The organism is Exiguobacterium sp. BG5(2022) (assembly GCF_031844365.1).
Taxonomy (GTDB): Bacteria; Bacillota; Bacilli; order Exiguobacteriales; family Exiguobacteriaceae; genus Exiguobacterium; species Exiguobacterium profundum.
In genome coordinates this window covers 1-26747 of the sequence record NZ_JAUZVB010000007.1, presented here as the reverse complement: position 1 = coordinate 26747, position 26747 = coordinate 1, and the positions used below count along the sequence as shown (strand labels likewise).

At 38.5% G+C, this 26747-nt stretch carries 27 protein-coding genes; 15 read left to right on the top strand and 12 right to left on the bottom strand.

Features of this window, described 5'->3' with window-relative positions; translation table 11 throughout:
* Nucleotides 1-447 (top strand): hypothetical protein (locus Q9R25_RS14580; RefSeq protein WP_311283345.1); only part of this gene is annotated, 447 nt, incomplete at its 5' end.
* On the top strand, nucleotides 444-809 hold the full coding sequence (locus Q9R25_RS14575; RefSeq protein ID WP_311283344.1) for a hypothetical protein: 366 nt from the start codon (nucleotides 444-446) through the stop codon (nucleotides 807-809). The genes Q9R25_RS14580 and Q9R25_RS14575, both read left to right, overlap by 4 nt.
* 23 nt (nucleotides 810-832) lie before the next feature.
* Here Q9R25_RS14575 and Q9R25_RS14570 read toward each other — a convergent pair whose 3' ends face one another.
* From Q9R25_RS14570 to Q9R25_RS14525, 10 genes are all read right to left on the bottom strand, one after another.
* Complete coding sequence (locus Q9R25_RS14570; protein WP_311283343.1) at nucleotides 833-1102, bottom strand: hypothetical protein; 270 nt, start codon at nucleotides 1100-1102, stop codon at nucleotides 833-835.
* Between the two features lie 14 nt (nucleotides 1103-1116).
* Complete coding sequence (locus Q9R25_RS14565; protein ID WP_311283342.1) at nucleotides 1117-2553, bottom strand: hypothetical protein; 1437 nt, start codon at nucleotides 2551-2553, stop codon at nucleotides 1117-1119.
* 13 nt (nucleotides 2554-2566) lie between these two features.
* Entirely contained in the window at nucleotides 2567-3607 is a 1041-nt protein-coding gene (locus Q9R25_RS14560) for a conjugal transfer protein TrbL family protein (protein WP_311283341.1), read from the bottom strand.
* A gap of 236 nt (nucleotides 3608-3843) precedes the next feature.
* Nucleotides 3844-4380 carry a hypothetical protein gene (locus Q9R25_RS14555; RefSeq protein WP_311283340.1) on the bottom strand — a complete coding sequence of 179 codons (537 nt, stop codon included), beginning with the start codon at nucleotides 4378-4380 and terminating at the stop codon, nucleotides 3844-3846.
* On the bottom strand, nucleotides 4380-5426 hold the full coding sequence (locus Q9R25_RS14550) for a peptidoglycan DD-metalloendopeptidase family protein (RefSeq protein ID WP_311283338.1): 1047 nt from the start codon (nucleotides 5424-5426) through the stop codon (nucleotides 4380-4382). Before Q9R25_RS14550 ends, Q9R25_RS14555 begins: the two co-directional genes overlap by 1 nt.
* Nucleotides 5427-5442: 16 nt before the next feature.
* Nucleotides 5443-7347, bottom strand: a complete 1905-nt coding sequence (locus tag Q9R25_RS14545) for a VirB4 family type IV secretion system protein (protein WP_311283337.1) — start codon at nucleotides 7345-7347, stop codon at nucleotides 5443-5445.
* Nucleotides 7348-7366: 19 nt separating this feature from the next.
* Nucleotides 7367-8404, bottom strand: coding sequence for a hypothetical protein (locus tag Q9R25_RS14540; protein WP_311283336.1), 1038 nt, complete (start codon nucleotides 8402-8404; stop codon nucleotides 7367-7369).
* Between the two features lie 22 nt (nucleotides 8405-8426).
* Nucleotides 8427-8696 (bottom strand): hypothetical protein, encoded by a 270-nt coding sequence (locus tag Q9R25_RS14535; protein WP_311283335.1) that lies wholly within the window; start codon nucleotides 8694-8696, stop codon nucleotides 8427-8429.
* A 163-nt stretch (nucleotides 8697-8859) separates the two neighbouring features.
* On the bottom strand, nucleotides 8860-9687 hold the full coding sequence (locus tag Q9R25_RS14530) for a hypothetical protein (protein ID WP_311283334.1): 828 nt from the start codon (nucleotides 9685-9687) through the stop codon (nucleotides 8860-8862).
* Nucleotides 9688-9765: 78 nt separating this feature from the next.
* Complete coding sequence (locus Q9R25_RS14525; RefSeq protein ID WP_311283333.1) at nucleotides 9766-10923, bottom strand: ParM/StbA family protein; 1158 nt, start codon at nucleotides 10921-10923, stop codon at nucleotides 9766-9768.
* Between the two features lie 486 nt (nucleotides 10924-11409).
* On the opposite strand from Q9R25_RS14525, the gene Q9R25_RS14520 reads away from it, so the two are divergent.
* The gene (locus Q9R25_RS14520) at nucleotides 11410-12168 is read left to right on the top strand and encodes a hypothetical protein (protein ID WP_311283332.1); all 759 of its coding nucleotides are present in this window, start codon (nucleotides 11410-11412) and stop codon (nucleotides 12166-12168) included.
* Nucleotides 12169-12194: 26 nt separating this feature from the next.
* On the opposite strand, the gene Q9R25_RS14515 is transcribed toward Q9R25_RS14520, so the two are convergent.
* Together Q9R25_RS14515 and Q9R25_RS14510 are read right to left on the bottom strand one after the other, a co-directional pair.
* Nucleotides 12195-12467 (bottom strand): hypothetical protein, encoded by a 273-nt coding sequence (locus Q9R25_RS14515; RefSeq protein WP_311283330.1) that lies wholly within the window; start codon nucleotides 12465-12467, stop codon nucleotides 12195-12197.
* Nucleotides 12468-12473: 6 nt separating this feature from the next.
* Entirely contained in the window at nucleotides 12474-12740 is a 267-nt protein-coding gene (locus Q9R25_RS14510) for a hypothetical protein (protein WP_311283329.1), read from the bottom strand.
* 483 nt (nucleotides 12741-13223) lie between these two features.
* On the opposite strand from Q9R25_RS14510, the gene Q9R25_RS14505 reads away from it, so the two are divergent.
* The 12 genes from Q9R25_RS14505 (at nucleotide 13224) to Q9R25_RS14450 (ending at nucleotide 26372) form a co-directional block, all read left to right on the top strand.
* On the top strand, nucleotides 13224-15371 hold the full coding sequence (locus Q9R25_RS14505; RefSeq protein WP_311283328.1) for a MobA/MobL family protein: 2148 nt from the start codon (nucleotides 13224-13226) through the stop codon (nucleotides 15369-15371).
* Between the two features lie 11 nt (nucleotides 15372-15382).
* Nucleotides 15383-17839, top strand: a complete 2457-nt coding sequence (locus tag Q9R25_RS14500) for a VirD4-like conjugal transfer protein, CD1115 family (protein ID WP_311283327.1) — start codon at nucleotides 15383-15385, stop codon at nucleotides 17837-17839.
* An 18-nt stretch (nucleotides 17840-17857) separates the two neighbouring features.
* A complete protein-coding gene (locus Q9R25_RS14495) occupies nucleotides 17858-20038 on the top strand; it encodes a type IA DNA topoisomerase (protein WP_311283326.1) in 2181 nt (726 codons plus the stop codon).
* A complete protein-coding gene (locus Q9R25_RS14490) occupies nucleotides 20035-20223 on the top strand; it encodes a hypothetical protein (protein WP_311283325.1) in 189 nt (62 codons plus the stop codon). The genes Q9R25_RS14495 and Q9R25_RS14490 overlap by 4 nt, the downstream gene beginning before the upstream one ends.
* A 15-nt stretch (nucleotides 20224-20238) precedes the next feature.
* Nucleotides 20239-22026 (top strand): ArdC-like ssDNA-binding domain-containing protein, encoded by a 1788-nt coding sequence (locus Q9R25_RS14485; RefSeq protein ID WP_311283324.1) that lies wholly within the window; start codon nucleotides 20239-20241, stop codon nucleotides 22024-22026.
* A gap of 209 nt (nucleotides 22027-22235) precedes the next feature.
* On the top strand, nucleotides 22236-23384 hold the full coding sequence (locus tag Q9R25_RS14480; protein ID WP_311283323.1) for a DUF262 domain-containing protein: 1149 nt from the start codon (nucleotides 22236-22238) through the stop codon (nucleotides 23382-23384).
* Between the two features lie 57 nt (nucleotides 23385-23441).
* Nucleotides 23442-24572, top strand: a complete 1131-nt coding sequence (locus Q9R25_RS14475; protein ID WP_311283322.1) for a hypothetical protein — start codon at nucleotides 23442-23444, stop codon at nucleotides 24570-24572.
* An 18-nt stretch (nucleotides 24573-24590) separates the two neighbouring features.
* Nucleotides 24591-24839 (top strand): hypothetical protein, encoded by a 249-nt coding sequence (locus Q9R25_RS14470; protein ID WP_311283321.1) that lies wholly within the window; start codon nucleotides 24591-24593, stop codon nucleotides 24837-24839.
* 116 nt (nucleotides 24840-24955) lie between these two features.
* On the top strand, nucleotides 24956-25207 hold the full coding sequence (locus Q9R25_RS14465) for a hypothetical protein (RefSeq protein ID WP_311283320.1): 252 nt from the start codon (nucleotides 24956-24958) through the stop codon (nucleotides 25205-25207).
* A 4-nt stretch (nucleotides 25208-25211) separates the two neighbouring features.
* Nucleotides 25212-25412, top strand: coding sequence for a hypothetical protein (locus Q9R25_RS14460; RefSeq protein WP_311283319.1), 201 nt, complete (start codon nucleotides 25212-25214; stop codon nucleotides 25410-25412).
* A 361-nt stretch (nucleotides 25413-25773) separates the two neighbouring features.
* Nucleotides 25774-26127: a hypothetical protein gene (locus Q9R25_RS14455; protein ID WP_311283317.1), complete on the top strand. Its 354-nt coding sequence runs from the start codon at nucleotides 25774-25776 to the stop codon at nucleotides 26125-26127.
* Nucleotides 26124-26372, top strand: a complete 249-nt coding sequence (locus Q9R25_RS14450) for a hypothetical protein (protein ID WP_311283316.1) — start codon at nucleotides 26124-26126, stop codon at nucleotides 26370-26372. Before Q9R25_RS14455 ends, Q9R25_RS14450 begins: the two co-directional genes overlap by 4 nt.
* The last annotated feature ends 375 nt before the right edge of the window (nucleotides 26373-26747 follow it).

The window sequence follows — 26747 nt, the reverse complement described above, 5'->3', positions numbered from 1 at the left end:
AACAAACACATGAAGAACATTGAACAAGTAGTCCAACTATCTATTGAGGTGATTGGGAAGGAGAAAGTCCAATCCATGACTTTCAATGACGAATTGATTCGAAAAATGAAAAGGGAGAACAACCCTCTTGCGAAAGAATCGATCCAAGCACTCTTGGCATTGAAGTATCGTTTTGTGGAAGAAGTCGAGGAAAAATTATTGAACCGCATCTATTCAGATATATTGTACGAAGAAAAGAATCTCTTCACCGATCCGAAGGACTGGAAAGCATATCTTTACGAATTTAACGGCATCGAAGTATATGACTTCTTTGAAGATACGAATACAGATACACATATCAAGAAAGAGTATTTTGCAACAGTTGCTCGTCTTGTTTATGAGCAAATTATCAATGAAGAATTTGAAATTCCTGACTCATGGAAAGAATTATGTGAGGGCAAACAATGACGAAAAGAAAGGCTGATGAACCTATGAAATTGCCAATAGAAGACCATAGACGTTTCCGACAAAAAAAACGTGCCGAATCCCTTGTAAAGCGTTTATATCACAAGGGATATAGCGCCAAGTGCATCATGACAATAGATGAACAACGGGTGTATTTCGCTGATTGTGTGAAAGTAATCATTTCCTGTAATGGAGAAGGTTTTGTTGTACGAGTGAAGAATGAAGAACTGGAAGTCATACCGAATCATACGTTTTTTGAACCATTGGATGACACACAACGGATCGACCTTGTTAAGACAAATTTTGAGGGATTACTTAAAATCATTCGTGAGACGATCAACGGAAGAAAATACTCGTATAAATAACAAAAGGTGGTTAGTCATTGAGACTAATCACCTTTTGTATTGAACTGTTTATTTATGATGGCTAAACCTTCTTTTGAAATGTAGCTGTTACCGACCATTTGACCATTTCTAGAAAATTTCCCAGTGATTGCACAAACAAATTCCTCACGATATTTTCGGATGTTGATACTGGAAGAGTTACATGAAACCTCTACCATATCGCCCCCCTCTATATTGTGTAACCGTAAATATTCAGGGGGGATTTTTACTCTTCCAACATCTGAAATAATTCTCAATTCACTTCTTTTTGTCATCCGAACAAAACTCCTTAGAATGTACTATACCCGTCAATTATTTTGAACAGATCAGGGTTTCCAACTGTTTGAGCAAATTCCGTAGCTTCTTGTATTTGACCGAGTTGTAAGTAAGCATCAACAATTTGTCCTTCTTTACGACCGTTTAGTTCTACCGTATCTTTTAGTTCTATAACTCGTTTATAGTCAGCGTTCATGTACGCTGTCTCAAACTCAATATACGGGTTTGATGTTTCCATTTTTGGGGCAATTTCACTTAAACGATTCAAACGATCATTTTTAATTAAATACGTTATGACCTCATTTGCCATTTCAGGAACAGGATTGCTATCTAGTAGAGTGGCTAACTCGTTTTCTGCATCGTAGACAGCGATTACCATTGTCAAATCAGATACATCTAAATCTCGTTTATTGATGGTTTCAAGAATCGTAAAAGCATCTTTTTGTCGTCCTGAATAAAATGAACGATAAGCACGAAGTAATGATGTTGTAATTGCTTTATTGTCATTTGATTTAAAATATGTCGAAGTCGCATCACTAGTTTGAGTTTGAATGTCTTCGACACTAGCCATTTTAGGTTCTCCCGAACCACCTAATTCCATTGCGATATAGACAATAAAGATTACAACAACTGCTAATAGCATCATAACTGTTTTTTTGTCGAATCGGCTGTTTTTTTTGTTCTTTCGATTCGGGTTCATATAAACAGGCGATTCTTTCTTTTTTAATTTAATATTCTTTTCGTTCTTCGATTTCGTATTCTTAAAGAACTTACGTTTAGATTTTTCTTCTTTTACGTCTTCTTCCCCTTCTTTTTCATCATTGATATATCTCAATTCAGTTTCTTCAATGAGATATAAAATATCATCGAGATTGTCATAGTGATAAAGGGATTGGCAAAACTCCCGATTGATTTCATCCTGTTCTAAAAGATCAATCATTTTTGGAAGTGAGATGATTTTATTCAATCTTGTCAAAGAAAGTAAGATCATTTCTTTAACCCGTTGAACGATGTTCATGTCTTCATCTGAAAAGACTGGAATAGAAGAAGTCTCATACATGAGAACTTTAATGTTATTTTCATGTTTATCAACCACGAAATTGACGTTCTCCCAAACAACTTTCAGATTACCCCGTTTTTCTTCTTGAGCGATTGCAATTAACGAACGGAAATACTCTAACTTTTCTCTAAGCGAAAATTCAATTAGCTTATCAAAAAGATCAAGGTAACTCAAATCATATTTTAATAATGAATAGCGACCTTCATTTTCAATTTCAACAGGGATTAATAACTGATGTTCGAGTTTATGACCTACTGCCATTCTCTTGATACTTCTTTCAATTTCCGTTGCATCTTCACTTTTTAAATGTTCGGTAGGAATGCGATAAATCGCATCCCTGCCATTGAACGATAAATTACCAAATTTATTGAAAGTTACGTTTTGTGCCATGTTTACACTCCTTTTAACGTCTCATCATAATAACTTTTGCTACCCGACCCATCGAACGACCTGTTCCAGTGCTGTTGCCTAAGTTACCAAGAAGTGAAGGGATGGTTAATGCGAAAAACGTGATTACTAATGTCATAGAAATTGCCACCGTTGGTTGTGTGAGCAATGGAAAAGAGCGAACATATGAATTTTGGTTGGTCAACACCTGCATACAATACGCATATGCAATCGCTTGAAGTATAAACGTGACCATATTATTGATGATGTATTTCCACCATATTGAAAAATAGTTGAACTCGTCATTGAGGATTGTTGAAATTGCCAATGGACCGACCATGAACATGAAGGATAGAGCCACAAATCGGTACATAAGAGCAAGTCCGAAAACAAACATTGCGATAATAACAAATAGCAGAACGATGACAGAATGTTTCGGACCCCATGTGAACAACATAACAGCCATCGATTCACGGTTCGCTGCATCTTTAACAATGCCGTTTAGCATATCATTTTGAAGAGTTATGATAATATCAAATATCTGATTGTATAACCCTAAAAACGCAGCTCCTGCAAAAACGCCCAACAACTTTTGATTCATCGCTTGTTGATAATCATCAGGATCACCAAGTCGTCTCAATGCCATTACCATCATGTGCCACATTAAAAATAGTGGTAGAAGTAAATACGATAGTGAAGTGAGGTAACCTTTATATTTTTTTAAACCTTCATCTTTAGTAATCTTGTCAGGATCACGAACCAACAATTGAATTTGCTCACCTACGATGTTCGTGATCCCAATAATTGAGGGATAGAATACTGATAAAGCGTGGCAAGTGAAATTCAATTTTCCGCAGTTGAAACTGTTTGTTTCGTAATCGTATTTTTTAACTATTTCTTCGATATACTGTTCTCCAAGTACGTTCTCATAACTTTTAAAAGCATCTTTATTTCTTTCATAAAAATCACCTTCGTCTGCATAGGTGAAATTAGGGATGCTCCCGAATAAGACGAGAATACACAATAGAGAAATCAGTATTTTATTTATACCATTCAATACTTTCACCTCTTTTTAGGATGTAGTAAACACAAACAACAAAAATGACACTATCAAAAATGTGGTAACGGACTGTTTTAAGATGTAGTCTTTTCGAAAAGTCTTTATCCTTGCATCCGAGGGTGTTTGTTGATGTTTCTCTTCATACAGTTCTTTGAACTCAACTGTTCTCTGATCGATGTAGTCATTGAATTTTCTTGTTAGAAAAGAATAGAGTTTTAATAGCTTTTCTTTCATTATTGACTAACCTCCGAATCAAGACCTAGAGTATCGTTGAACCACGTAATTTCATAACGTTCAATTTTATCTCCACTCCAATCAATTTCCATGATATATGTGACGACACGTTGGTCGATCACCCCTTCATCGGGATTGTCAGCAACGGTACTCATATCTAGTTCGTAAAGTACTTTTGAATGGAAATGCTGTTCTTTATCTATTTCTGTTTGAGCGATATGGACGGTAGTATCTATTAGTGAAGTGTCGATATAAGCATCCTGAACACCTTCACTATTATCGAGTGCTGTTTTATACTCTTCCAGTGCAACACCAGTCAATAACTTTTCATGCTCCCCCTCACCACCGTTCATTGCTATCACGAACTCTTCTGCTTTTTTATTGTAGTCTGGTATTCTTGACAACAGTTCAGTTTCTTCTTGTAAGGTAGTGACTTTTAATCGTTCATTTTGAACGTTATCTTTTTCATTCAGGTATGCCATTAGTAAAGCTAAAACCAATAAGAAGAACAAGGTATATCTGATTGTTAGCCTCATTATTTCACCTCTTGTTTTTGACTATTGAAATAAGGTTCAGGGTCGATGCGTGTTGTTCCGCCATTCACAAAAATTTCAAAGTGTAAGTGTGAACCAAAACTGTTACCAGTATTACCACACAGACCGATTTGTTCACCCTTCTTGACCGTTGTTCCTACCGGCAATCCTTTAGCATTCATATGGGCGTAAAGGGTCGTCTGTTCGCCATGAGCGACCTTTATATACCAACCGTAAAGGTTGTGATATTGAGAGAGTGTGACCTTACCATCCAAGACAGATAGCAACGGATCATTTGTGTTGCAGTCAAAATCGATACCTGTATGGAAGTCGCTATATAGCCCGTTTGGAGTCATGAAGCTTCGTGGGCCGTATCTCGATGTGATCGTGATCTTCCCACGAACGGGAGAACCAAGCCCCGATGCAAAGCCTGCAACCTCACAATTCATAGATAGCCCACCAAACTCCGAAACTCGTTTGGTGATGTTAGGAATCCAATGAGCATTCAGGTTGTTAGGGTCGTTTGCCACCCCAAGAGGTGCGTATTTGTTTCCGATTTGTTCAATGGTTACTAAACCTTGTGCGTAATAATTTTTATAGAGGTTTCGAGCCATGAAGTCCAAACCCTCTTCGAGAGAAGAAAAGACAAAGAATGAACCAGTTGACGAGTTGTATAGACCGCCTGGATTGTTTCTTTCACGAACCATATTCGAGTTTCCGTTACCCGTTTCATGAAATGCGATGGCACTCAAAATGACAGGATCGATATTGTTTTTCTTAGCAGCATCGATAAAAAGTTGCGCTTTCCCATCAAATGCCCCTGCCCCTTCGAATCGAGAATCAAATACAGAACGATTGATTTCTCCGTTGGGTTGGCACATTGCAAAACCACCGTTGAGACCTTCTTCATCCTTACTTTTTTCTTCCATTACCCCACCAAGAATTGAAATCAGAGATACGACCGTAAGAATTATAAGAATGATAAAGAGAACGGTTGAACTCCCAAACAAGAGAGGGAGTGAGAAAATTGAACGCTGTTTATCGTTCATTCAATTCCCCCCCTTTTCAAATAACGATTTCATGTAGTTTTTTATTTTTAAACCAAAGTTGTTCTTCCATAGGGGTTAGTTTGACAGCAGTGTAAATTTTCTTACTACCGATGAAAAGGATTCCCTTTCCTGCTTGCTTTGCTTTATCCCCATCACGAACTGTTAAAATGCTTCGTTCTTTATCACTGAAACTATGCGACAACTCTTTCTCTAAAAAGTCGATTTCAAATGCCATCATTGGAAGATACATTTTCTGTACTGATTGGTTAATGACAGCTTCACCATAGTTTTTACCTGAAAGACGATCCTTTGCACTAAGGAAATCTTTAATCGATTGAGTAGCCGTTGATACACCAACATTAAAGGAGCGTAGAACCTTCAACATATAGAATAGTTGTTTCATCGCCAATGGAATGTTAGGGTCAGCAATAACGTGGGCTTCATCGAATACGAAACGCATTGGAGAACCATCTCCGTTGATGGCTTCATATGTCATATGACTCATGATGTTGTAGTATAAAATCCGTTGTACGTTCTCGTTACTCGCAAAACTTAATGAATCATATGCAACTAGATCACTATCGATATTTACGTTTGTGTAACCGTTAAACGTATGACGATAAATACCTCTGATGTATAATTCAATCCCTTTATGGAAAGTACGCACATACTCATACGTCTCTGGATCATTCGACTGCAACGTTGCTAGAGCAACGTCAAAGTCGCTCAATGTCGGGAAGTCTGATGGTTTCAATTTAGAATAATCAAGTGATTCATTGTCCGAATCTATTCCCACACTTTTATACACATCTAAGATGATTGTCGATAGTACGTTCTCTTGCATGATTGTCATATCGGGGTACATGAGTTTGAACATAACAATCAGTTGTGGAATTTTGTTGTAAATTGGATTAGTTGCAGTGACAGTATCATCGTCGTCATTAGTCTCAAATGACTGCTTTGGTAAATCAAAAGGATTGATTCGACTTGTAGTTGCTTCAAGACTGAACTTGATCCACTCGCCACCTAAAGTCTTGAACTTAGAACCAAATTCCCCTTTGGGGTCATTAACTTGAATCTTCGTACCAGTCATATACTCCTTCATCATGTCAGCGAATAAGGCAGTTGATTTCCCGACTCCAGAAACACCAATATAAACTTTGTGTTTGTTTAGTAACAAATCTTGGTCAACCAAGATGACGTTCTTTGTTTTTTCATTAATCCCGAAGTACATACCACTTTCCTGAAACATTTCATTTTCATGGAAAGGGAAAAAGAAAGAAAGTGCTTCTGAATTAACAAGCCTTGAAGTCAAATCAGTCACTTTAAGTTCGCCCAATGGAAGAAAAGAATGAAACGCATCCATTGCTCGAAGATTAGGAGCATAGGCGGTAGCAGTTGAACCAATCAATGATTTAACCTTTTGTGTCAATCGATCCAACTCTTCTAAGTTTGGGGCATTTAAATGAAATAGTGTATTTAATTCAAACATTTTTTCAGAACCCGATGATAATTCACGAATAACTCTAGTTGCATCTCGTTCTTGAACTTCCGCTTCGACTTTAGTAGCATCGTCCAATCTTTCATCAGCTTGCTTTAATCGAGATTGTTTAATTGCTTTAGATAGGTTCGCCCGAACCTCATTTGTAGAAATTTTCTTTATATGATAACTGATTGAAACGTTATCGGATATTTCTGACCATTCCTGTATATCTTCTTGCGAAATCAGTGTGTTATAGTCCATCAACATGAGTGTACGGGTATAGTTTGAACCTAACTGCACGTAGTTATCATGTTCTTGAATGTAATCGGGAGACAAGACGGAGAGCAACCCGTTATCATATTCCAGTAATGATGAAGCAAACTCTTCTTCTGATTCATTGAAAGAAGATTTTTTTTTGAATAAATCGAAAAGACCCATTAGAAATCCTCACTTTCTTTTATTGGATGATGTGTTCCATATCACGCTGAAGTGACTCGATTAATTTGCTCATTGACTCTTCGCCCATCGAAACATCGTGGGAACTGTTTGCACGTCTAAGGATGTGACTACCGACTGAAACAGCACTGTCGTAATCAATGGTGGTATGGAAAAGTAGTGTTAATTCTTCACTATTCAATTGTTTTACTGTTAGGCTAGACTGGTCAAAAACCAAGCTACCTAATTTTTGCACTAAAATTGCACTCTTATTGTCAATCTCTAATAAGGCTTTATCTTTGTCTTTGTTCTTTATTGGTTGGGTTAGAATGATATAGTTTTTTCGTGCCACTAGATTACGACTCTTTCCAAGGTCTAGCATAGACTTTTCATAACTTTGAATCAGCATGCTTTTCACTTCATCTATATTTTCTTTCCTCTTACCTTGACGGAAATTTTGAAGGTGTCGATCTAGGTTGATTGGTTGTGCGATTTTGCAGAATTGAAGTTGAGTGAAGAAGTCGCTAGATGTTAAAAACACTTTAAAAGTGTCTAAAGTCGCTTTCTTTTCTGATTTATTTGCTAATGACAGGTTAATACTAGAAACTTCGAATACACGTACTAAGTTTTTCGAAGTTTCATAGCAATCGAGGTATACTCCTTTTAACCCCATCACTTTTCGAGAATCATAAATATCTGACATATCGATTTCTCCTTTTCTCTTGAAAAACTCTTTCTGTCTTTTCTTGAAAAATAATCTCCATAACAGTCCGTATTCAACAAATGAAATTTCTTTTCTAACAGGATGTTTCGTAGCTAGAGCCAAAATGACCGTGATCGCAGGTAAGCAGAGGAATACAGCAGCCGTGATATTCCACATTCCAGAACCATAAAGAAGATATAAGAAAAGGGCGGTTATTAGCAAAAATGGTGATGCTAAAAACACATCAACAAATGCTATACGCCCAATCAAATATTTTTTTGTGTCAATTGGAACTGGAAGCTGTACCTTGAGGTCGTCACGCATTGACTCGTTCAATAGTCTTGAATCGTGTCTCAAAGTGAACACTCCTTAAATTTGTTTAGGCAAGCTTCTTTTGTACGTAAGATACAATAATTGAAGCTAAAAGAGTTACTGACAATCCTGCAATTGACCAAATGAGTCCCTTCTTGAAGCGAGGCACGTTTTCTTCGTTACCGAAAGCAACCAAAGAACCGAGGATCAGAATCGCTAAAATGAAGATCGAGACAACTAATGTTTTTACATCTGTTGTGATTCCCGTTACTAATTTGTTCAGTTTAGTAAAAGGTGAACCAAATACTAAACCGTTTAACATTGAAAATAAATTCATGTTTTCATCACCGCCTTTCAATAACTGGTATTAAACAATTTTTATTATACCTTATATGTACTTTCGTGTAACTATAAATACATCTAAATCATTCCTTAAATAGTAAATATTGACCTGTTTTGGAAAAAATAAAAAAGAACAAAGTCTTTTATGACTAAGTTCTTTAAAAGAAGTTATTGGCATCAATTTTTAGTGATTCTGATGTATTTGATTCTTCGGATTTCTTTGGTTTTGGAGTAACAGGCTTTTTAGTTTCCGTTGAGGGCTTTTCTTCGGATTCCTTAGTGATAACAGGTGGTTCGCTTGCTTTTTGAATTTCACTTGTGGAAGACGTTTCTTCTTTCGTCACCGCAGTTGTCATTTCACTATTATTGTTCGTCTTGTCATTGCCGTTTGGATAGAACTTATCCGACTGGATGGCATCGAAACTGGATTTTAGAATCGGTTTGAACACATCTGTCGGGATGCCTGAAACCTTATGAGTTTTTGTCAGAGTATGGAGCAACGTCAATCCTTGATAGATCGATAGAGAGGTCACGTTTACAAATCCGATAATTTCAACGGCTTCTGTAATTAGTAATCGAATACTTCTTGATAGATTCAATTGTGCTTCAAACCAACGCTCAAATTTCATTTCATCTTCTTTAGTCAATTTCTTACTTAATAAAGATGCACGAAAGAACTTTTTGAATTTAGGGTTGATCTCAATGTCAGAACTATCGAATTTTAAATGATCGGCATACACTTCTTGAAATGTTTCTTGGAAAGGTGAATGATTAATAAGTTCTGTTTGAATCGCATAAGTATTTATATCAGAATATCCAAACCGTAAGATGGCGTGTTCAATCAAAACGACAATACTCGCACTTGCACTTTGTTGAATCGATAACCACTTTTTAATGTTATCAATCACTAATTTCTGTTCGGGGATATTTTCGTTAAACATTGGGTCGTTCAGATAGATCGAGTTTCCTGCATATTTTGTAGACATTTTAGTTCAGCCCTCTTTCGTAATTAGATAATTAAGCAAACACACTTCGAATGTGTGCTTGCTTAATTAAAAAGTTTTTTATTTTTTATCGAATAATGCTTTAGCGAGAATGTAAGTTCCACGACTATTCATACTTGTAGCATATTCGCTGTTGATCCAAACAACTTCCGCAAAATTACGTTCTGCATATTTTTTTAATTCACTTAGCATGACCTCTTTGAATAGGATGCTACCACCACCGTGAACGAAGATGTAGTCTACATCCGATGAAGCAAGTTCCGAAAAACTAACCATTGTCTCTTTAAGGATTTCGTCTGCTTGAATGTGTTTAGCACGTTGGAAACATTCATTTGCGAATTGTCCTTTACGACCGTCTTTTTTCAACCACTCTTGGAAATCCTGACGAGTGAATCGTGAACCTAAATTCATTTCTTCTTTCATCAATGTGACCGCTAGATCGGAAGCATATCCAACGCCTAGTCTTTCCCCTCGACTCATGTTCGGTACTGGTTGAAGTTGATTGATAACTGTAAACTCTGTCGTACCGTCTCCAATATCAACGTGCAATGAAGTGCCGTTTAGGAAGTCTTTAACCGTCTTGTTTGATTTATAAAGATTATTGTAATCAGAAAGAATGGCATCATCGCTCGTTGAAAATGCAAGCATAGAAGTTTTCCCTTCTTCCGTCACTTTGCAATTCGTGAATTTTAAAGTGACTTGTACTGCTTCGTTACCAATATGAACGACAACGATATGTCGTGGAGTTCCGATGAAGCGTTGTTCAAGTGCTTCTGCTGTCTTTTTCTTATATTCTGATGAAGGAATTGCAGTCACCATATCAATAGATAATGAAAGAGATTCAGGCAATTCATCATTAGCATCGTAATATTCTTTAACAGACGATGCAGCGATCATTCCGAGTGTCATAACAACTGGAATATCATTTTCAGATTTGTTACCGAGCGAGATTTCCATGTTCGATTTGTTTGAAGACTTCAACGCCTTTTTACCAATCATGTACATTGCCGAACGCTTCAAAGCGTTAGATGTGATATGTACTGTAAGGTTGTTGTAAAGGTCATTCATAATTTGAGGAACGGACAAATCACTTGCTACATGACTAGCGATTACTTCTGAAATTACAGAAGGTTGTCGTAACGTTTCTTCCGATCCGTTTACTTCTAAAACGATTTCTGTTTTTGAGTTTCCAATGTCACTACCGATGATTTTTTTCATGTTTGCACCTCTTAAAATTAGTTTTTTTACCACCTAAGAACAGTATAAATGAAAAAACATTATTATACAACCCATAAATCATAATTATGTTATAAGAAGTCTGTTTTATTGTTATAAATATTATTTGTTGATGAATTTGAAGGTTATTTAAAGTGTACTTACATATCATATTTATATCACTTTAAATGAATTTGATGAGAAGTTAGGATATATGAATTCTGTTTTATTATCATTCGTATATCACTTTAATGTGTCTTATAGTCCTTTTAAATAAGTTCTATATATCCCTTTTATATACTCTTATCTAATTTGGTAAAAGTTATTAAGAAACAAAGGAAAAAAACAGATAATAGCGCAGAAATAGAATGAAAAAAATCCCGAAAATGGCGAAGAATTGACCTGTAATTTGAGAGAAAATACGCTGAAAATGGTAAAATAAAGATAAGTAAAAATTGAGTATTTCAAAACAAATCTAGGAGGTTTTTTATGAGCGCAGCAGAGCAAGCTAAGGATGATATTTTGGAAACTGGATTAGAAATCCTGTTAAAAATGTATGAAAAAATGAGGGAAGACTTAGAGAGAAGATTAAACGGAGAAGAAGAAAATGATCTACTAAATCCTTATGAAAAATTTGAGATGATGATGGATCATGTCATTGAAAATAGTGAGGAAGAAGAGGTTGTTGAACTTGCAAAAGCACTTAAAGAAGACCCTGAAAATGGTATGAAGGTTTTTGAGTTGATGAATGATAAAGCAACTTTAATCGGTCTGAAAGATGCTAAAGATCAAAGCATTGAGTATGTAAAAGCACTCGATCTAGTATCGAAAAAGAATTTGGAATCTGATACTCCTAAGCTTAATCTTCAAAAAGAACTTGATACTGCAAAGGGAGTCCAACAAGCAAAAGATTTAATTCTTGATACTAAAATTCAACAGCTTGAAAGAAAGAATTATAGTTCACTGGATAACATAAAAGATGAACGGATCAAGAACTTCACACGTCTAGCAAATGATTTTGATAATGTGATTGAAGAACCGAAGAACAAAGAAAAATTGAAGCAAGTATATGATAAAATCGTAAACGTAACGAAACTGAAAAAACAAAATGAAATTGAAAGTACGAAACAAAAAGTGGACGATAAAGAAAAGCAACAAAAAGAAAAAGACGAACTGCAAAAAGAGAAAGATCAACAGCAAAAAGAGATTAAAAAAGAGAGAAAACGAGAGATTGAAATGGAAAGATAATAACAAAAGCCCTGCTTATGCAGGGCTTATTTTTTGAATTTTTTTGGTTTGTTGTGATTCACATAGTCAGAAAACATTTTAAATAGTTCTTCGACTTCTTCGTGTGATAATTCGGAAGTTTGGAAGTATGTTTCTGCCAAAGCACCAGTTTGAATAAGACGTCTTGTACGTCTTTTTCTTTTCTCTTCTTTTGACAAGAAGTTAAACTTTTTATCGAGTTCATCCGCTTGTTTTTGTTTCTTTTTGAGTTCCTCGACCAGTTTTCTATGACGATCAATCTTTCCTTTTTGTTGAGTCATGACAAATTACTTTGTTGTATATTCAGCGTTATCTTCGTTCTGAACGATTTGACCTTTAGCTACTTCTTCTGTTTGAGACAGATCGTAAAGGAAATTAATTTGTTCTTCAAGGTATTGTGGATCAAAACTTTCGAATTTTTCACAAACGAATGTACCGATAGAGTATTTAACATTCTCTTCGATCTCTTCCATTTGCTTTTGTGCTTCTTCGATTTGTTTTGCTAATTTTTCACGCTTGTTCAAATCTTTTTTGCTAATTAGTTGTCGAGCCATAGTAAACACTACCTTTCTTTTTTTTGATAAAGCGAACGATATATTTACATTCATGCTTCGTAAGAATTGGCTCGATCATCGGAGATGAACAGGCCAATTATCACTCCGCATTCAAGTGAACCAGTTACAAAGCGATAGCGTTCAATCAAGTCGAGTTAAGAAAAAGCCAAACCCAAAATACTAAACGCAATGAAATCGATATCGGATTGTAAATCGTGAAGAATTAAATCAGATTAATTCGAAACGATGTTTTAGTTTTTAATATGTTTCATGTGAAAAAATAGAGAAACTTAGATCGTGAAAAAATGTGGTTATTGATAGTCTATGCGATTGAATAGTGAATCGTCAAGTGGTAAAATGAGGTCAGGAGAGAAGCGAGTGCCCATTTACGCACCTTGATTTCATCAAAGTGCCAATGGGCTGTCTCCGACAGAAAATACTTCGTATTAACCCGCAGGGGCAAAAGAAAAGGTGGTGAATCAGATGGCATTGTTCTATATGGCAGTTCGTAATGTTCAGAAGGCTAAACAATCAGCAATTGCAAAGGCTTCTTACGTTTCAGGAGAGAAATTGTATAGCGAAAGAGATCAAGAGACGAAAGGATATAGAACACGAGAAGTCAAACCTGATTCATTTATCCTTGCACCAAATCATGCCCCTGAATGGGTATATGATCGTGAAAAATTGTGGAATGAAGTTGAAGCAATCGAAAAGCCTGTTAATTCGAGATTGATGCGTGAAGTTGTGGTTGCTTTGCCAATCGAACTTTCGAATGAACAGCAACGTGAATTGATTTCAGAGTACGTCCAAGAGAACTTCGTTAATGACGGAATGGTGGCTGATGTAAACATTCACCGTGACCGTGACCAAAACCCTCACGCCCATATTCTTCTTACTATTCGTCATTTTGAAAGTAATGGAGAATGGGCTGAATCTCGTTCTAAAAAAGAATATTTGAAAGACGAGAATGGAGAGTTTATCTATAACGAAAAAGGCAATAAGAAGAGTCGTAACGTTGACTTGACTGGATGGAATGGTAAACACAAGATTGTTGAATGGCGTAAGGCACTTGCTGAAAAAATCAATGAGTTCTATAAGAAAAACGGTATTGAGCAAGAAGTGTCGCATCTTTCTTATGAAGATCAGGGAGTCGATAAAGTTGCACACGAACGTTTGTCTCGTAGTGCATATGCAATCGAATTGAAAGCTAAAGAATCTGCTATGGATAATGATGTGGAATATGAACCGATCTCTTACTATGCACAAGTGAACGAAATGCTTGATTCCTTGTCAGGAGAGAAAAATCAACTTGATTCAGAAATCGATGTATTAAAAGCAGAGTTGGAAAAACTTGAAGCTGAACTTGAAGCAGAGAAGTCCGAACCAGTGGTTGATATTGACGCATTCAAAACAATTCGTGAGAACGTCAAAGTCTCTAAAGAAGTCTTCGAATCGTACAAGTTTATCCGTCAACGTATCAAGTGTGGTTATGTTAAACTTCCTGAAATCAATAAAGCGAAAGAGTCTATTGAATACTGGAAAAAATCACTGAATGTTCGTGATCGAAAACTTCAAAACGAGAAGACAATACTCGAAGAATCGTTAAAACTCTACAAAGACAAAGACTTTGAAAGTTTGAAGAAAATCGGGTTCGATCCATCCACATTCGTTACCGTTTATCGTGAGAAGGCTCAAGCCTTCCTTGATAAACATGAAAAGCTATCAGAAGAGGTCGGGAAGTATCGAGAAGCGAAGCAGTTCACTGAACAGGCTTATCAATTCGAGAAGAAGATTGTACAGGAAGAGTTCGAATATCTTCACCCTGAATTAGCACGTATTTATTCTGATGCAAAAGCGTTTGATGATCCAACTGTTTACCAACTCATGTATGACATGAATCAAATTGAATTAGGCAATATTCAAGATAGTACAAGATTCGAAATCGAACAAAATAAACGTCAATTCTTGGATGCTGAATCAATCGATAAAGCTGTCTCACGTCTCCATCTTAATGAGTCGTTGAACGAGTTTAATTTCTATGTAGAAACAGAAAATAAACTGACGATGGCTACTTATCATCTTGATCGGAAATACAAACGAATTGCTAATGATTCTTCTATTGATTTGAATGAAAAATCGAACCTCTATTATCGATTGAGAAATAACAAGAATGAAATCGAATTTATGGGTCAAGAGAAACTAAAAGTTCGTAACGTTTTAGAAACTGATTTGTCTCGAATTTTCGCTCACGATCCGATGTTCAATTCGCTCGATGTTGCTACTGAAAACAAATCGCATTTTGAAGAATATACAGACGATAAATTGCGCTATGTTGCTGAACGAGTTTCATTGTTCGTTGTGAATAATCAATACTCACTATCTGAAATCGAACAAGATTATGAAGCGAAGAATGAATTGGTTTCTCAAAATGAACTTGATGAAGCCGAGCGCAAATTACGAAATCAAGATGAATTTGAAATGCAAGACGACTCAATCAACTCAACTGGTGACATTATCGATTCCCTTATCAGTCAGGCAAGTAAGAATCAGGATTCGACAGATGATAATCGTAACAAACGAAAACGTAAGAAACTTACTATTGAAGACAAATTAGACATGGATATGTATTAAGGAGTGTAGACATGGCAAAAAAGAAGAAAACCAGTAATGAGCCGTCTTTGTTAAAGTCACTCTTTGCAGGAACGGTGATGGCAGGAAGCATCGGTTATCTAGGATTATCTCTATATAACTCGCTTTCAAACGGGGTTGAAATGGTAGATGCTCTATTGAATTTTAAATGGAATTTCGATTGGATTCAGTCACAGGACGATCCGATCCGATATGGTCTATATGCTTCACCATTTGTCTTCGGAATGCTTTTCAAAGCATTCAATCGGAAGCCAAATGAAACATATTCGGATGCTGCTAAACATGGGGTGTTCGGGGATGCGGTATTCTCGAACTTAGATGAATTGAAAGAAAATAAATTCGTTCCCGTAAATCGTAAGGATATTCTTCGTAGAGAGCAATCGGTCACAAAATGGTCGGAAGACTTTTGGGGAACATTGAAAATACCCGAAGGTATCATACTTGGAAGGGAAGACGATGAATTAGTTGTGCTTCATCCTAATTCAAAACTAGATAACCGAAATGTATTGGTTGTCGGTTCTTCGGGATCTTCTAAAGGACAGGCATTTGTTATCCCAAACCTTATCAATAACTATACAAGTTCGATGATCGTAACCGATCCGAAGGGAGAACTTTATAAATTATTGGGTGAAATAAAACGAGATCAAGGATATAAAGTTCACCAAGTAGATTTTTTCAATCTTATAGGAAGTAAATACAATCCTCTTGATTATGTAAAAACCGATATGGATGCCAAAAAAGTTGCAGACAGTATTTCTCGTAACTCCAGTAAAGATGGTAAAGAGGATTTCTTCTTTAACACGGCACGAGATTTGTTGGTTGGGTTGATTCTTTATGTCAAAGCCATCAAACCCGATGCAAGTATGAGAGATGTCAAAAAGATTTTTAACCATATTTCAGATGCAGATGAAGGTCAAGACCGTTTGTTTGAAATTCTTGAACGGATCGGTGACAACCATGTGGCTTATCAGTTTTTGGCTGATGCGAGTTCGTTAGGTGGTAACACAAGGGCTTCGGTCATGTCATCGTTCGCCCAACAAACAGGAGTTTTCTCCATGCAAGCCGTTTCTGCATTTACTGAACGCAGCGATTTCAGATTTGAAGATTTACAAAAGGAAAAAACCATTATCTTTGTGAAAATTCCTGTAAAAGATAATCCCGTTGCAGGACTGACAGCAACATTCTTCGACCAACTATTCTCGATACTCTATAAGATCGGTGATGAAAATGATTCGATTCTTCCGATTCCGACCATTTGTTTACTAGACGAGTTCGCCAACTTAGGAAAACTGAACGACTATGACAATATTCTTTCGACTTGTCGTGGGTATCGATTGAGTTTGATGACTATCGTTCAGGATTTTGCACAACTAGAAGAAAAGTACAGTGAGAAGTTAGCCCGTACCATCGTCAATAACCATGACACATCGTTGTTCCTTCGGACGAAAGATCAGAAGACAGCCGAATATTATGAAAAATCGGCAGGCGAGACAACGGTAAAATATGAAACTCAATCAAAACAAGGTGGATCGAACTGGTTATACTACTTTGGGTTCGATAGCCAACCAAAACAAAATGCCCCATCGAGAAGTGAGAACTACACAAAGAAATCGCTTGTTTCTCAATCCACCCTACTCAATATGCAAGGTGATACCTGTTATGTCTTCATGGCAGGTAGAGTGTTGGAACTAGACAAGGCATTCCAAAGTACCATCTACAAAGGGTTCATCACAGCTTCTGAACCAGTAGACGGCAAATATCCATATGTTTATTCAGAGCATCGTGAGAAATATATTGAACTGCTAGGGTTAGAGCCAAATGAGGAACAACCTGAAATCGTTGCCCCGAGAGAAATTGAAGCCATAGTAATTGATGAAAGTAATGAGGGAACGGAAGGGAATGGGGAAACTGATGACGATTCAGTAGTCACGACTACCCCTGTAACTGCTCAACAATCTTCTGACGGTGGAATGTCCTCATACGCCAAGAGCCTCATGACTAAAAAAATGAATAAACGAATTGCCGTTTCTTCTTTAGAAGAATCGAACAATTCAAAAGAGTCGTCTGAAAGCAATGAGAAGCCCGTCAGTGAATCCGAAGCCATACAAGATACTCATAGCACACAGGAGAACGTTGAAGCCGTTATGAGTGATCCTGACAGCCTTATATTGCAACAGGGCATTGCTTTCTCTATCGCTGAAATGGTTGATAAAGATGATATTGATACGGAAGAGTCATCTAAGACTGCCAGTGAGTTGCTTCAAATCATCAATGCAGGGGTCAAGACGGTAAGGCAAACACAAGAAGCCGTAGAGGTTGCAGAAGCCGATTATTCGCTCGATACCTTATTTGGAGAGTTGGATTCTAAAGGGTCACTCATGCAAGAAGAGAATGAAAGTAAACCGAACAATGATGTTGTAAATGTTGAAGACGAATTGCCGTTCGGATAACTGGAAAAGAGGGAAAAAATGAAGCCTTTAATTATAGCCGAGAAGCCGAGTCAGGCTAAAGCATATGCAGAAGCATTAGGTCGTTCCAAAATGAACAAGGGATATATCGAAATCTTTAGCAATGATATTTTTCCGAACGGTGCATATCTTTCGTGGGGGATCGGGCATCTTGTGACGTTAGCTGAACCGAGTTTCTATAAAAAAGAATGGGGTGGATGGAACAAGGAGACTTTGAACAGTCTCCCCATCTCGCCTATGAAATATGAGTTCGTTGTCAGTGAAACGAAGAGAGAGCAATACGCAGTCATCGAAAATCTTCTAAAACAAGTCGAAGAGGTCATTATAGCCACCGACATTGACCGAGAAGGTGAAAATATCGCTTGGTCAATCTTGAAGCAAGCCAAAGCTGATAACAAGAGAATCAAGCGATTATGGTTCAACTCAATGACCAACGACAAATTGATCGAAGCATTTAAGAATCTAAAGGATGGTCGAACGTACTATCCGAGTTACAAGGAAGCACAAACTCGTCAAATCTCCGATTGGCTGATCGGGATGAACCTTTCGAAGCTATACACCATCAAACTTCAAGAACACGGGTTCAGGGAAACTTTCTCCGTTGGTCGAGTACAAACCCCGACCCTCTACATGATTTATGAAAGAGAGAAAGCAATCCGAGAATTTGTACCGCAGCCCTTCTATGAAATCGTTGCAGAAGCAGAACATCATAACGGAAAATTCCTCATGAAATCGGGTCTCCGTTTCGATACAGCCAACGAAGCATCGGAAACGCTTCATAAGAATATGATGCTAAACCCGACAATCGTGAACATCGATGACGTGACAAACAAAGAATCGGAAGAACAATCCCCGAGACTATATACCATGTCAGGATTGCAAACGAAAGCAAACAAGCGATGGAAGTTTAGTCCGAAAAAGACACTAGAAATCGTCCAGTCCTTGTATGAGAAGAAAATGCTCACTTACCCTCGTACCGATACACCGTTCATCACAGAAGGTGAGTTCGCCTATCTGAAAGAGCGTGTAGAGGACATGAAGAGATTGCTCAATGTCGATGTACCGATTCGACACAACGAGCCTAGAAAGCGTTATGTAGACTCTAGCAAGGTAGAGGAACACTATGCGATTATCCCAACTGAACAGATCGTTTCCACTGAAAAGCTCGCTTCGTTATCGAAGGACGAGCAAAATATTTATATAGAGGTAGTCAAGACTACTTTAGCAATGTTTTGTGAATCAGCCCGATACTCGAAAACGACCGTCAAAGTGAGTCAGAAGGAACTGACGTTCACAGCGAATGGGAAAGTGGAGATCGAGAAAGGGTGGAAAGTTCTTTTCCAAGATGAAGAGAAATCCGAAAAGCAGAAAGAAGAAAAACTACCAGTCATCAAGCGTGGAGACGAACTTAATTTGAAAGGGGTGATTAAAGAGGGGAAAACAACCTCTCCGAAGCGATTGACAGAAGGTGACTTGATTCCACTCATGAAGAATGCCGGAAATCAATTGGACGAAGATGAACAGAACATTCTAAAAGAGACGGAAGGTATCGGAACGGAAGCTACACGTTCGAACATCATTGAGACTTTGAAAAACAAAGAGTATATCAAGGTCGAGAAGAACCTCGTCTATTGCACACCTAAAGGAGAAATCCTGTCAACGGTAGTCGGGGGAACTTTGTTATCAAGCCCTCAAATGACAGCCAAATGGGAAGAGTTTCTTCGGAAGATCGGGAAGGGCGAACGGACACAGGAAATGTTCATTGATGGAATCAATAAGTTCGTCCTCACAATGTTGGAGAAAGCACCGCAGATCATCGACAGTAGCAATGTCGCAGCATTCGTTGAAAAGGCGAAAGAAGAACAACTAGAAACCGAAACCATCGGTAAGTGTCCGTCATGTCAGAATGGAAGAATTGTAGACAAAGGGAAGTTTTATGGCTGTACCAACTATTCAAACGGCTGTAAGCAAGTGTTGAGTAAAGAGGTATCAGGTAAGAAGATTTCAAGTCCACAAATAGCCAAGCTATTAAAAAATGGGAAGACGGACGTTATCAAAGGATTTTCAAATAAGGAGAAGACGAAAAAGTTTGATGCTCGTCTGATTCTCGAAGATCATCCGAATGGAGAAATAAAACAGACCAAATTCAAATTTGAACAGAAAAAGGAGAAAGTAAAATGAACAAACCCTTGCTTGTACCACAAATCGAATATGTCGGTGATGGGGAAATCTTCACGGAGAAACCACAAGATGCACTCACGCAAGAAGAAATCCTTTACACATATGCAGACGTGAACGATTACACGTTCATCGGTCACTACATCAACAAAAACGGAAAGATCGAACGCTTATACCAAGTCAAATAATCAGGGGGAATACACATGGCAACAGAATTAGGTACAAAAATTTCAGTCGAAGATGCTTCAACGATTTTAAACGAGAACCTCGAATCACTCATGGATTCTGAACGATACAAAGAAGTGTTGAAACTCATGAGCCGTGTTCGCAACTATTCGGCAAACAATATGATGTTGATCGAAGCACAACGCCCTGATGCAACCATTGTCATGGGATATAACGAGTGGACGAAGCTAGGTCGTCATGTCAAAAAAGGTGAAAAAGCGATTAAAATCCTCGCCCCACTCATTAAAAAAGAAGAACAAGATAAGAAGAATCCCACGACTGGCCAGCCAATCCTAAAGGATGGCAAGCCAGTCAAAGAAGAAGTGAAGGGCATTGTGGGCTTTCGTGCGGTCAATGTGTTCGATGTGAGTCAAACGGAAGGACAGGAACTTGTCAGCCCGCAGTTCATCGTCTCCAGTGCCATGCAAGAGGACGAATACATGGCAAAACTCTATCAAGATTATAAAGACTTCCTGAATGAGAATAAGTTGCCTGTCACTGAAGAAAAGATTGAACGCAGAACTTATGGTTACTATCATCGCTTAGACCATAAAATCGTCATTAACAGTGATTTGCCCGATCTAACTGATACAAGCAAATTCACGACATTGATCCATGAGTATGCTCATGCAAGATTGCATAATCAGGAATCAGAGTTCAAAGACCTCGACCGAGGACACAAGGAAGCACAGGCAGAGTCGGTCGCATTCGTAGTGAGTCACTATTATGGGCTTGATACGGGAGACGCTTCAAACGGTTATATCGCTCAATTCGGAGGAAACCCCGACAAAATCCGACAAGCCATTCAAGAAATTCAGGATGTGTCAGGTGAAATCATCGAAGAAATCAACGCTTTGCAGAAAGATAAAATTCAAGAGCATATGAAAGACCAAAACAATGAGTACGAAGATACGAAACAGTACCTTGTCGAAGAGGTGGGCTTGAAGAAAGAGGTGTTCGAAAGCGAAAACGCAGGAACAACGACCCTTCAAATGATTCATAAAGAACATGGTGTCATCGCAAGTGGAACACTCCAGTACAGCGAAAAGAATGACAGTTGGTATGTACGGACGAACCGAAACATGAACGAACCTCTTAAAGAGATCGGCAAAGATGGCAAATTTGCAGTCTTGAATGTCGAACAAGAAATCAATGAAGTGAAGAGTTACACGGATTATGCACGAATTGACACGCACTACTCCGTCCAACAGGTTCAAGAAGGTGTGTATGTCGTTCAATTGACGGCAGGGCAAGATTTGTACAAAGAAGGTACGGAAGTCGAAAAATCAAAACTCCAACCAAACCGAACAGATTCGCCAGTCATTTCTAAACCATACAACACAAAAGAAGATGCCCGTGAGTTCCAAATGCGAGCAAGTATGGCACAGGCATTACAAGAGGAAATGGTAACGACTAAACACATGAAAGACACATCTCGTCAGCGTGAACTAGAGTTCACTTTGAGCGAGGTTAGAAAAAATGTGGCAAGTCAGGTGTCCGAGTATGTGGGGCATCATTCGAATAGACTTGTCTCCTTCTCGACAGAGGGAAGTACGAAAGTCGGATGGGCTGTCCTTCGAAACCCTCATATCAAAAGCTTTGATGATCTTGAAGCTTTCGCAAAAGAAAAAGGTGGACTCGTTTCAGGAAAACAAATTCGAAAGGCACTCAATGAATCGAAAGCCATTGAAATTGAAAAAGAAAAAGAAAAAACGAAATCTAAATCCCGAAACGATGACGGACTAGAGCGTGAGATACGGAATTAATATCACACCTACCTCTTCTTGGGATATGTAATCATGATATAAATAATCATAATAATATCACTTTTATATCATTTTTATGTTGTGCTTAAATCATTTTCGTGTTATACTTAGTTTGTAAGGTAGTCAAGGGGGCGACAGCCCCCCACCTACAAATGACGTGTCGGAAATGGTTTGGTACATACAATTCATATTGATAAGGAGAGGTTAAAATGTTAGAAATTTCGAATAATGGATGGAGTTTAAAGCAGTATCAGAAAATGGCGAGAAACGGAAAGCTTCGTTTCGACTATGCGATTCAACGGGCAGGGGGTCAATGGAATCAGGAACAACAATCTTATTTGGTTCATTCGGTCGCATCAAACTTCCCTGTACCACCGATTTATACAGTCGTATATGACGAACGGAATGAAGAAACGGACGAGATCATCCCTGTACGCTATGTGCTTGACGGGAAACAACGTCTCACGACATTGTTTGCATATCTGAACAACGAATTTTCTACAATCGAATCAATCGACCCAATCTATATCGAAGGTACATCTTTTGAAATCGGTGGGAAGACATTCGATGAATTGGATGGAGACGTTCAAGATGCCATCCTAGCAAAAACATTAACGGCTTATACCATCAAAGGTGAGTATGCTACCGATGAAGAAATCGAAGACTTGTTCTTCCGAATGAACAACGGAACACAACTTAGCAAACAGCAACAAGCGAAAGCGAAGATGGGGATTGCGTGGGCTGAACGTCTCCAAGAATTGAGTGAACACGTTGTCGTCACCGAATTTTCTGCCTTCTCGAAAGCACAAGTCAATGGTGAAAAACATATCAGTGCCATCTTGCAAGCCATGATGATGCTCGATAACTACGACTATAAGAACGTGAGTGAAAAGGTCATCGCTGAATACTCAACAACATTCAAAGAGGACGAAGAAAACAAACTCGTCTTGTTCGAAAGAATCAAAGACGGCATGGCATACCTCGAACGAGTGTTAGAAGAGAAGGAAAAGGTCTTGATGAAAAAAGTCCACTTCCCGATGATGCTCACAACAGCAGTCATGGCACGAGAAAACCAATACACTATCGTGGATTTCAAGAACTGGTTGCCAGTCTTCAAAGAAGAGTTCAAGAAAAAAGAAGAAGAGACACCGGAAAAAGGCTCACTTGCAACTAACTACTTCATCTTCACAGGGAAGGGTAGTACAGACCGTGAGAAAGCAGATGGTCGGATGAGTGAAATGGCTCGACACTTCAAGGCATATGTCGATGAACAACAGCGAAAAGATGCGATGGAACAATACATGAAGCCTGATGACGAAGGTGTATTTGAGCCGACAGGTCAGGATTTACCATTCTAACAGTGGGGTTTCCCACTGTTAGTCTTTCAATTAATCATGAAATGGATGTGGGATAACATGAAAACGCCTTTAGAAGAAAATGAATATCGAGAAATTTTAGAAAGTGTTCGCTATGTATCACAAAAAGCGATGAATGCAAATCATTACCTTCATAAGATCCATGAAACTTTAAAGAATGATGAACGAATCGTATATGACTATATGAAACAACATCAAACGTTCCTAAACACAGTAGAATACGGGGTTCCGTTGCGTGGAGAGGGTAATGATTTAACTTCCGCATTACGAAAAGACTTGTCGCATTATAGTGGTGGAAATTCAGAAGTCGTTCAGGACTATTTAAAAGATTCTGATTTCATGAACAATGTCTATCGTGGTCATAAGTTGCGTTCAGAGATCACTTACGATGCTATCGAGTTAGAAGAAGTGTTTACCAAGCATCGTTATCCCGTTGAGCAACGTGGCGTGGCAAATATTATTCATAAGGCTGAACACGATCTATATGATGTGTTCACTCACCCTGACAAAATTGATAAAGAACTTCGAAAAGAACTTGAGGAATTAGTTCGACACGAGCCGTATCAAAAGAGCAAGGAAGAGATTGAACAAGATCGTAAGGCACTTGCTGAATTGAAAGAACGTCAAGCGATCAATAAAGCATTGCGTGAAGAACGAAAAGAGAAACGTGAGTATGAACGATTCGTTAAAGATTATCACGAACGTAAGGCTGTCAGTGAAGAGAAAACCAGTCAACGAGAAAGTGGAGTATCTGAAAAGGCGGTTGAGGTGATGGATTTCAAAGAATTTGATAACCGTACAGAGTTCATTAAAAAAATGCATCAAGAAGAAGGGTTTGTGGAGGCGATTGGGGATTCAGTAATAGAATTGCAACTGCACCTCGAAGAATATCACGAGAGGTTTAGAAAAGGGGATTTGGAACGAGCAGATTGGAACATTCAAGAAATCAAATTTCATTTAAGTGGTCTTGGTCATGATGTAGAATCGAGTGGGTTTAAAGAAATCGAGTTGAAGTTACGTTCGGGAAGCTATCCGAATGACAAACAAGAATTTTACTCGAATTTCTTAAATGATACGAAACAAGTACGTTTGACACGAGATCATGCTCAACTGATTCAAGAGAAAGAGGAAACTAAACCGAAACGAACGCAAGTTGGCTTAGAACTTTAATGAGAAGGGGGAACGATGATGAACTTCGAGACAGCAATCCGATATATGAAAAAAGGTGAGAACGTCCAATCAAGTGTCAGTGGTACGATCTTCACCATCAAAGACGGGGCGTTGAGAGCCGAGAACGTCATCGTTCCCCCATCCTTCATGGAAGAGGAAGAAATGAAAGGCGAATGGAAGGTGTTGCGAGTCGCAGCACTTTCTCATAAACAGACTATTCAACTCGTTTATAGCATGGGTGGTGATTCGTGTCATGAACGAAAATAAAAAATCGGAAACCCTTTTGCACCAGTTGGCAATGAAGGACAATCGGTACTTCAAAGAATCGAAACAAAAAGAGATCGTCAACATCCTCTATTCACAGAACAGGAGAACGAATAAACATGACTCAAACCAAAGCAAAGGATGATTTAGACAGCCTGATCGAATTGACGGTCAAGGCGAACGCTGAAACGGCTCACATCGTTTTAGGGGCTTTCCCCGAGCATCCGAATGTGACGACCGTCCAATCCATCTATAACGGTGTCAGACCGTCTCATGAAGTATTGAGTGACCTATATAAATGGGCTGAAACATTTGATCCGATGGTCGTAAGGAAGATTGATGAATTATCGGCTATACCTGAAAGGGGGTGAGTAAGTGGCTCAAAATACAGACCATTTCGAGAAGTGTGAGAATTGTACGAATCGAGTTTCGACATATAACTACAATCCACAAACGATTCGTGGGAACTATCTTTGCAAGTCGTGTGTCAGTAGTTATGAAGTGTGTGCAAGATGTGGACTCCACTACAAGTTCGGAGAAACGAACGGGGCATACTGCCAAGAGTGCGATGACTAACCACAAGATAATACAAAGGGTGATCCTTTCGAGGGATCACCCTTTTTTGTTTTGGACGGATCAATCGATTTGATCCCCCAAAACGTGAAAGACCGTTCCGATTTCCTCAACTGTAACTCGCTATTCCTTCCGACAAGAGCCAGTAAAAAAAGACGTTTCTTGCTTGGTGACGGTTGGTAGGGTGTCACACTTCGTTGTGCCATTCCCGTTCAACCGACCCCTTCACTCGTCACTCTATCGCTTTTTTTACGTTTTCACTTCGTTCACTCTTGTCGTCCGTCATCACGCTCGTTTTGGTTGAGTCAATCGGAACGGTCGATGAAGGGCTTTCCGAAAATCATCTACATAGGAGTGATTCAACATGAGTCAGCCATTTTTATTCGAAGAAGAAGAGTTCACGTTCACCCTGCATTATCTCGATACCAACGAAACCGAGACGTTTGACAACGAATACGATTTGAAAGAGATTATCGAACAAATCTCATGGGAGAAGCACAAATGGACTCCTATCATGCAAGAGTATATTGAAGACGGGGAGTTCACGATGTTCGTCCATTCATGCACATACGATGACGATGTGTACAGCGAGAAAGGTGAAAAGGCATGGGAAGAACGGGGATATGACTTCAATGACGATGGAGACTTTTGGGAAAGATTTCAGGAAGAGTTCAAAATCAAAGTCGTCACGACACCGAAAGGGGGCGAATCTGAATGAAGGTATCTGAACAGCATTATCAGGTAGTGTGGCAGGAATTTAGAGTGGATGTTTATCGCTCATTTAAAGAACAACTCACATGGGAAGAAATCGTGACAGAAGCCTTTGAAGCATTGCAGGGATTGGCTCAAGACTTCTGCACACTCGAAGAGTTCCAAGACAATATTTCCGTCTCCATCATTGTACATTCTCGTAAAGCCATCGATTGTGAGATTGACTTCTTCGACCTTCATAGAGACGAGTGAAAGAGTGGGCTTCCACTCTTTTTTGCTTACGCATGGTGGGCGAGTGATCGACACTCGCCCTGATTGACCCCCGATTCATCGAGAATCGGGTAGAAGAGGAACTTTTTCGTTGTCCTATGAGGAAACGAAAAAGAAAAAAGACGGCATCGCTTTGCGATACCGATTGAAAAAAGATGTGTCGGCATAGATGATCCGTTGGTTACTCATGACTTCTCGATTTTAAATATGACTTAACGATGAAGTGTATATAGATTCATGGTTCATAGATTTGAACGTGTCGGATGTGGAAGAGTCGGAATCATTGGAACTTGCCTTGTTCATTCCCTTATTATTGCTTTCGATGTTCGGATTCATAAAACATATAAACCGTGTTTT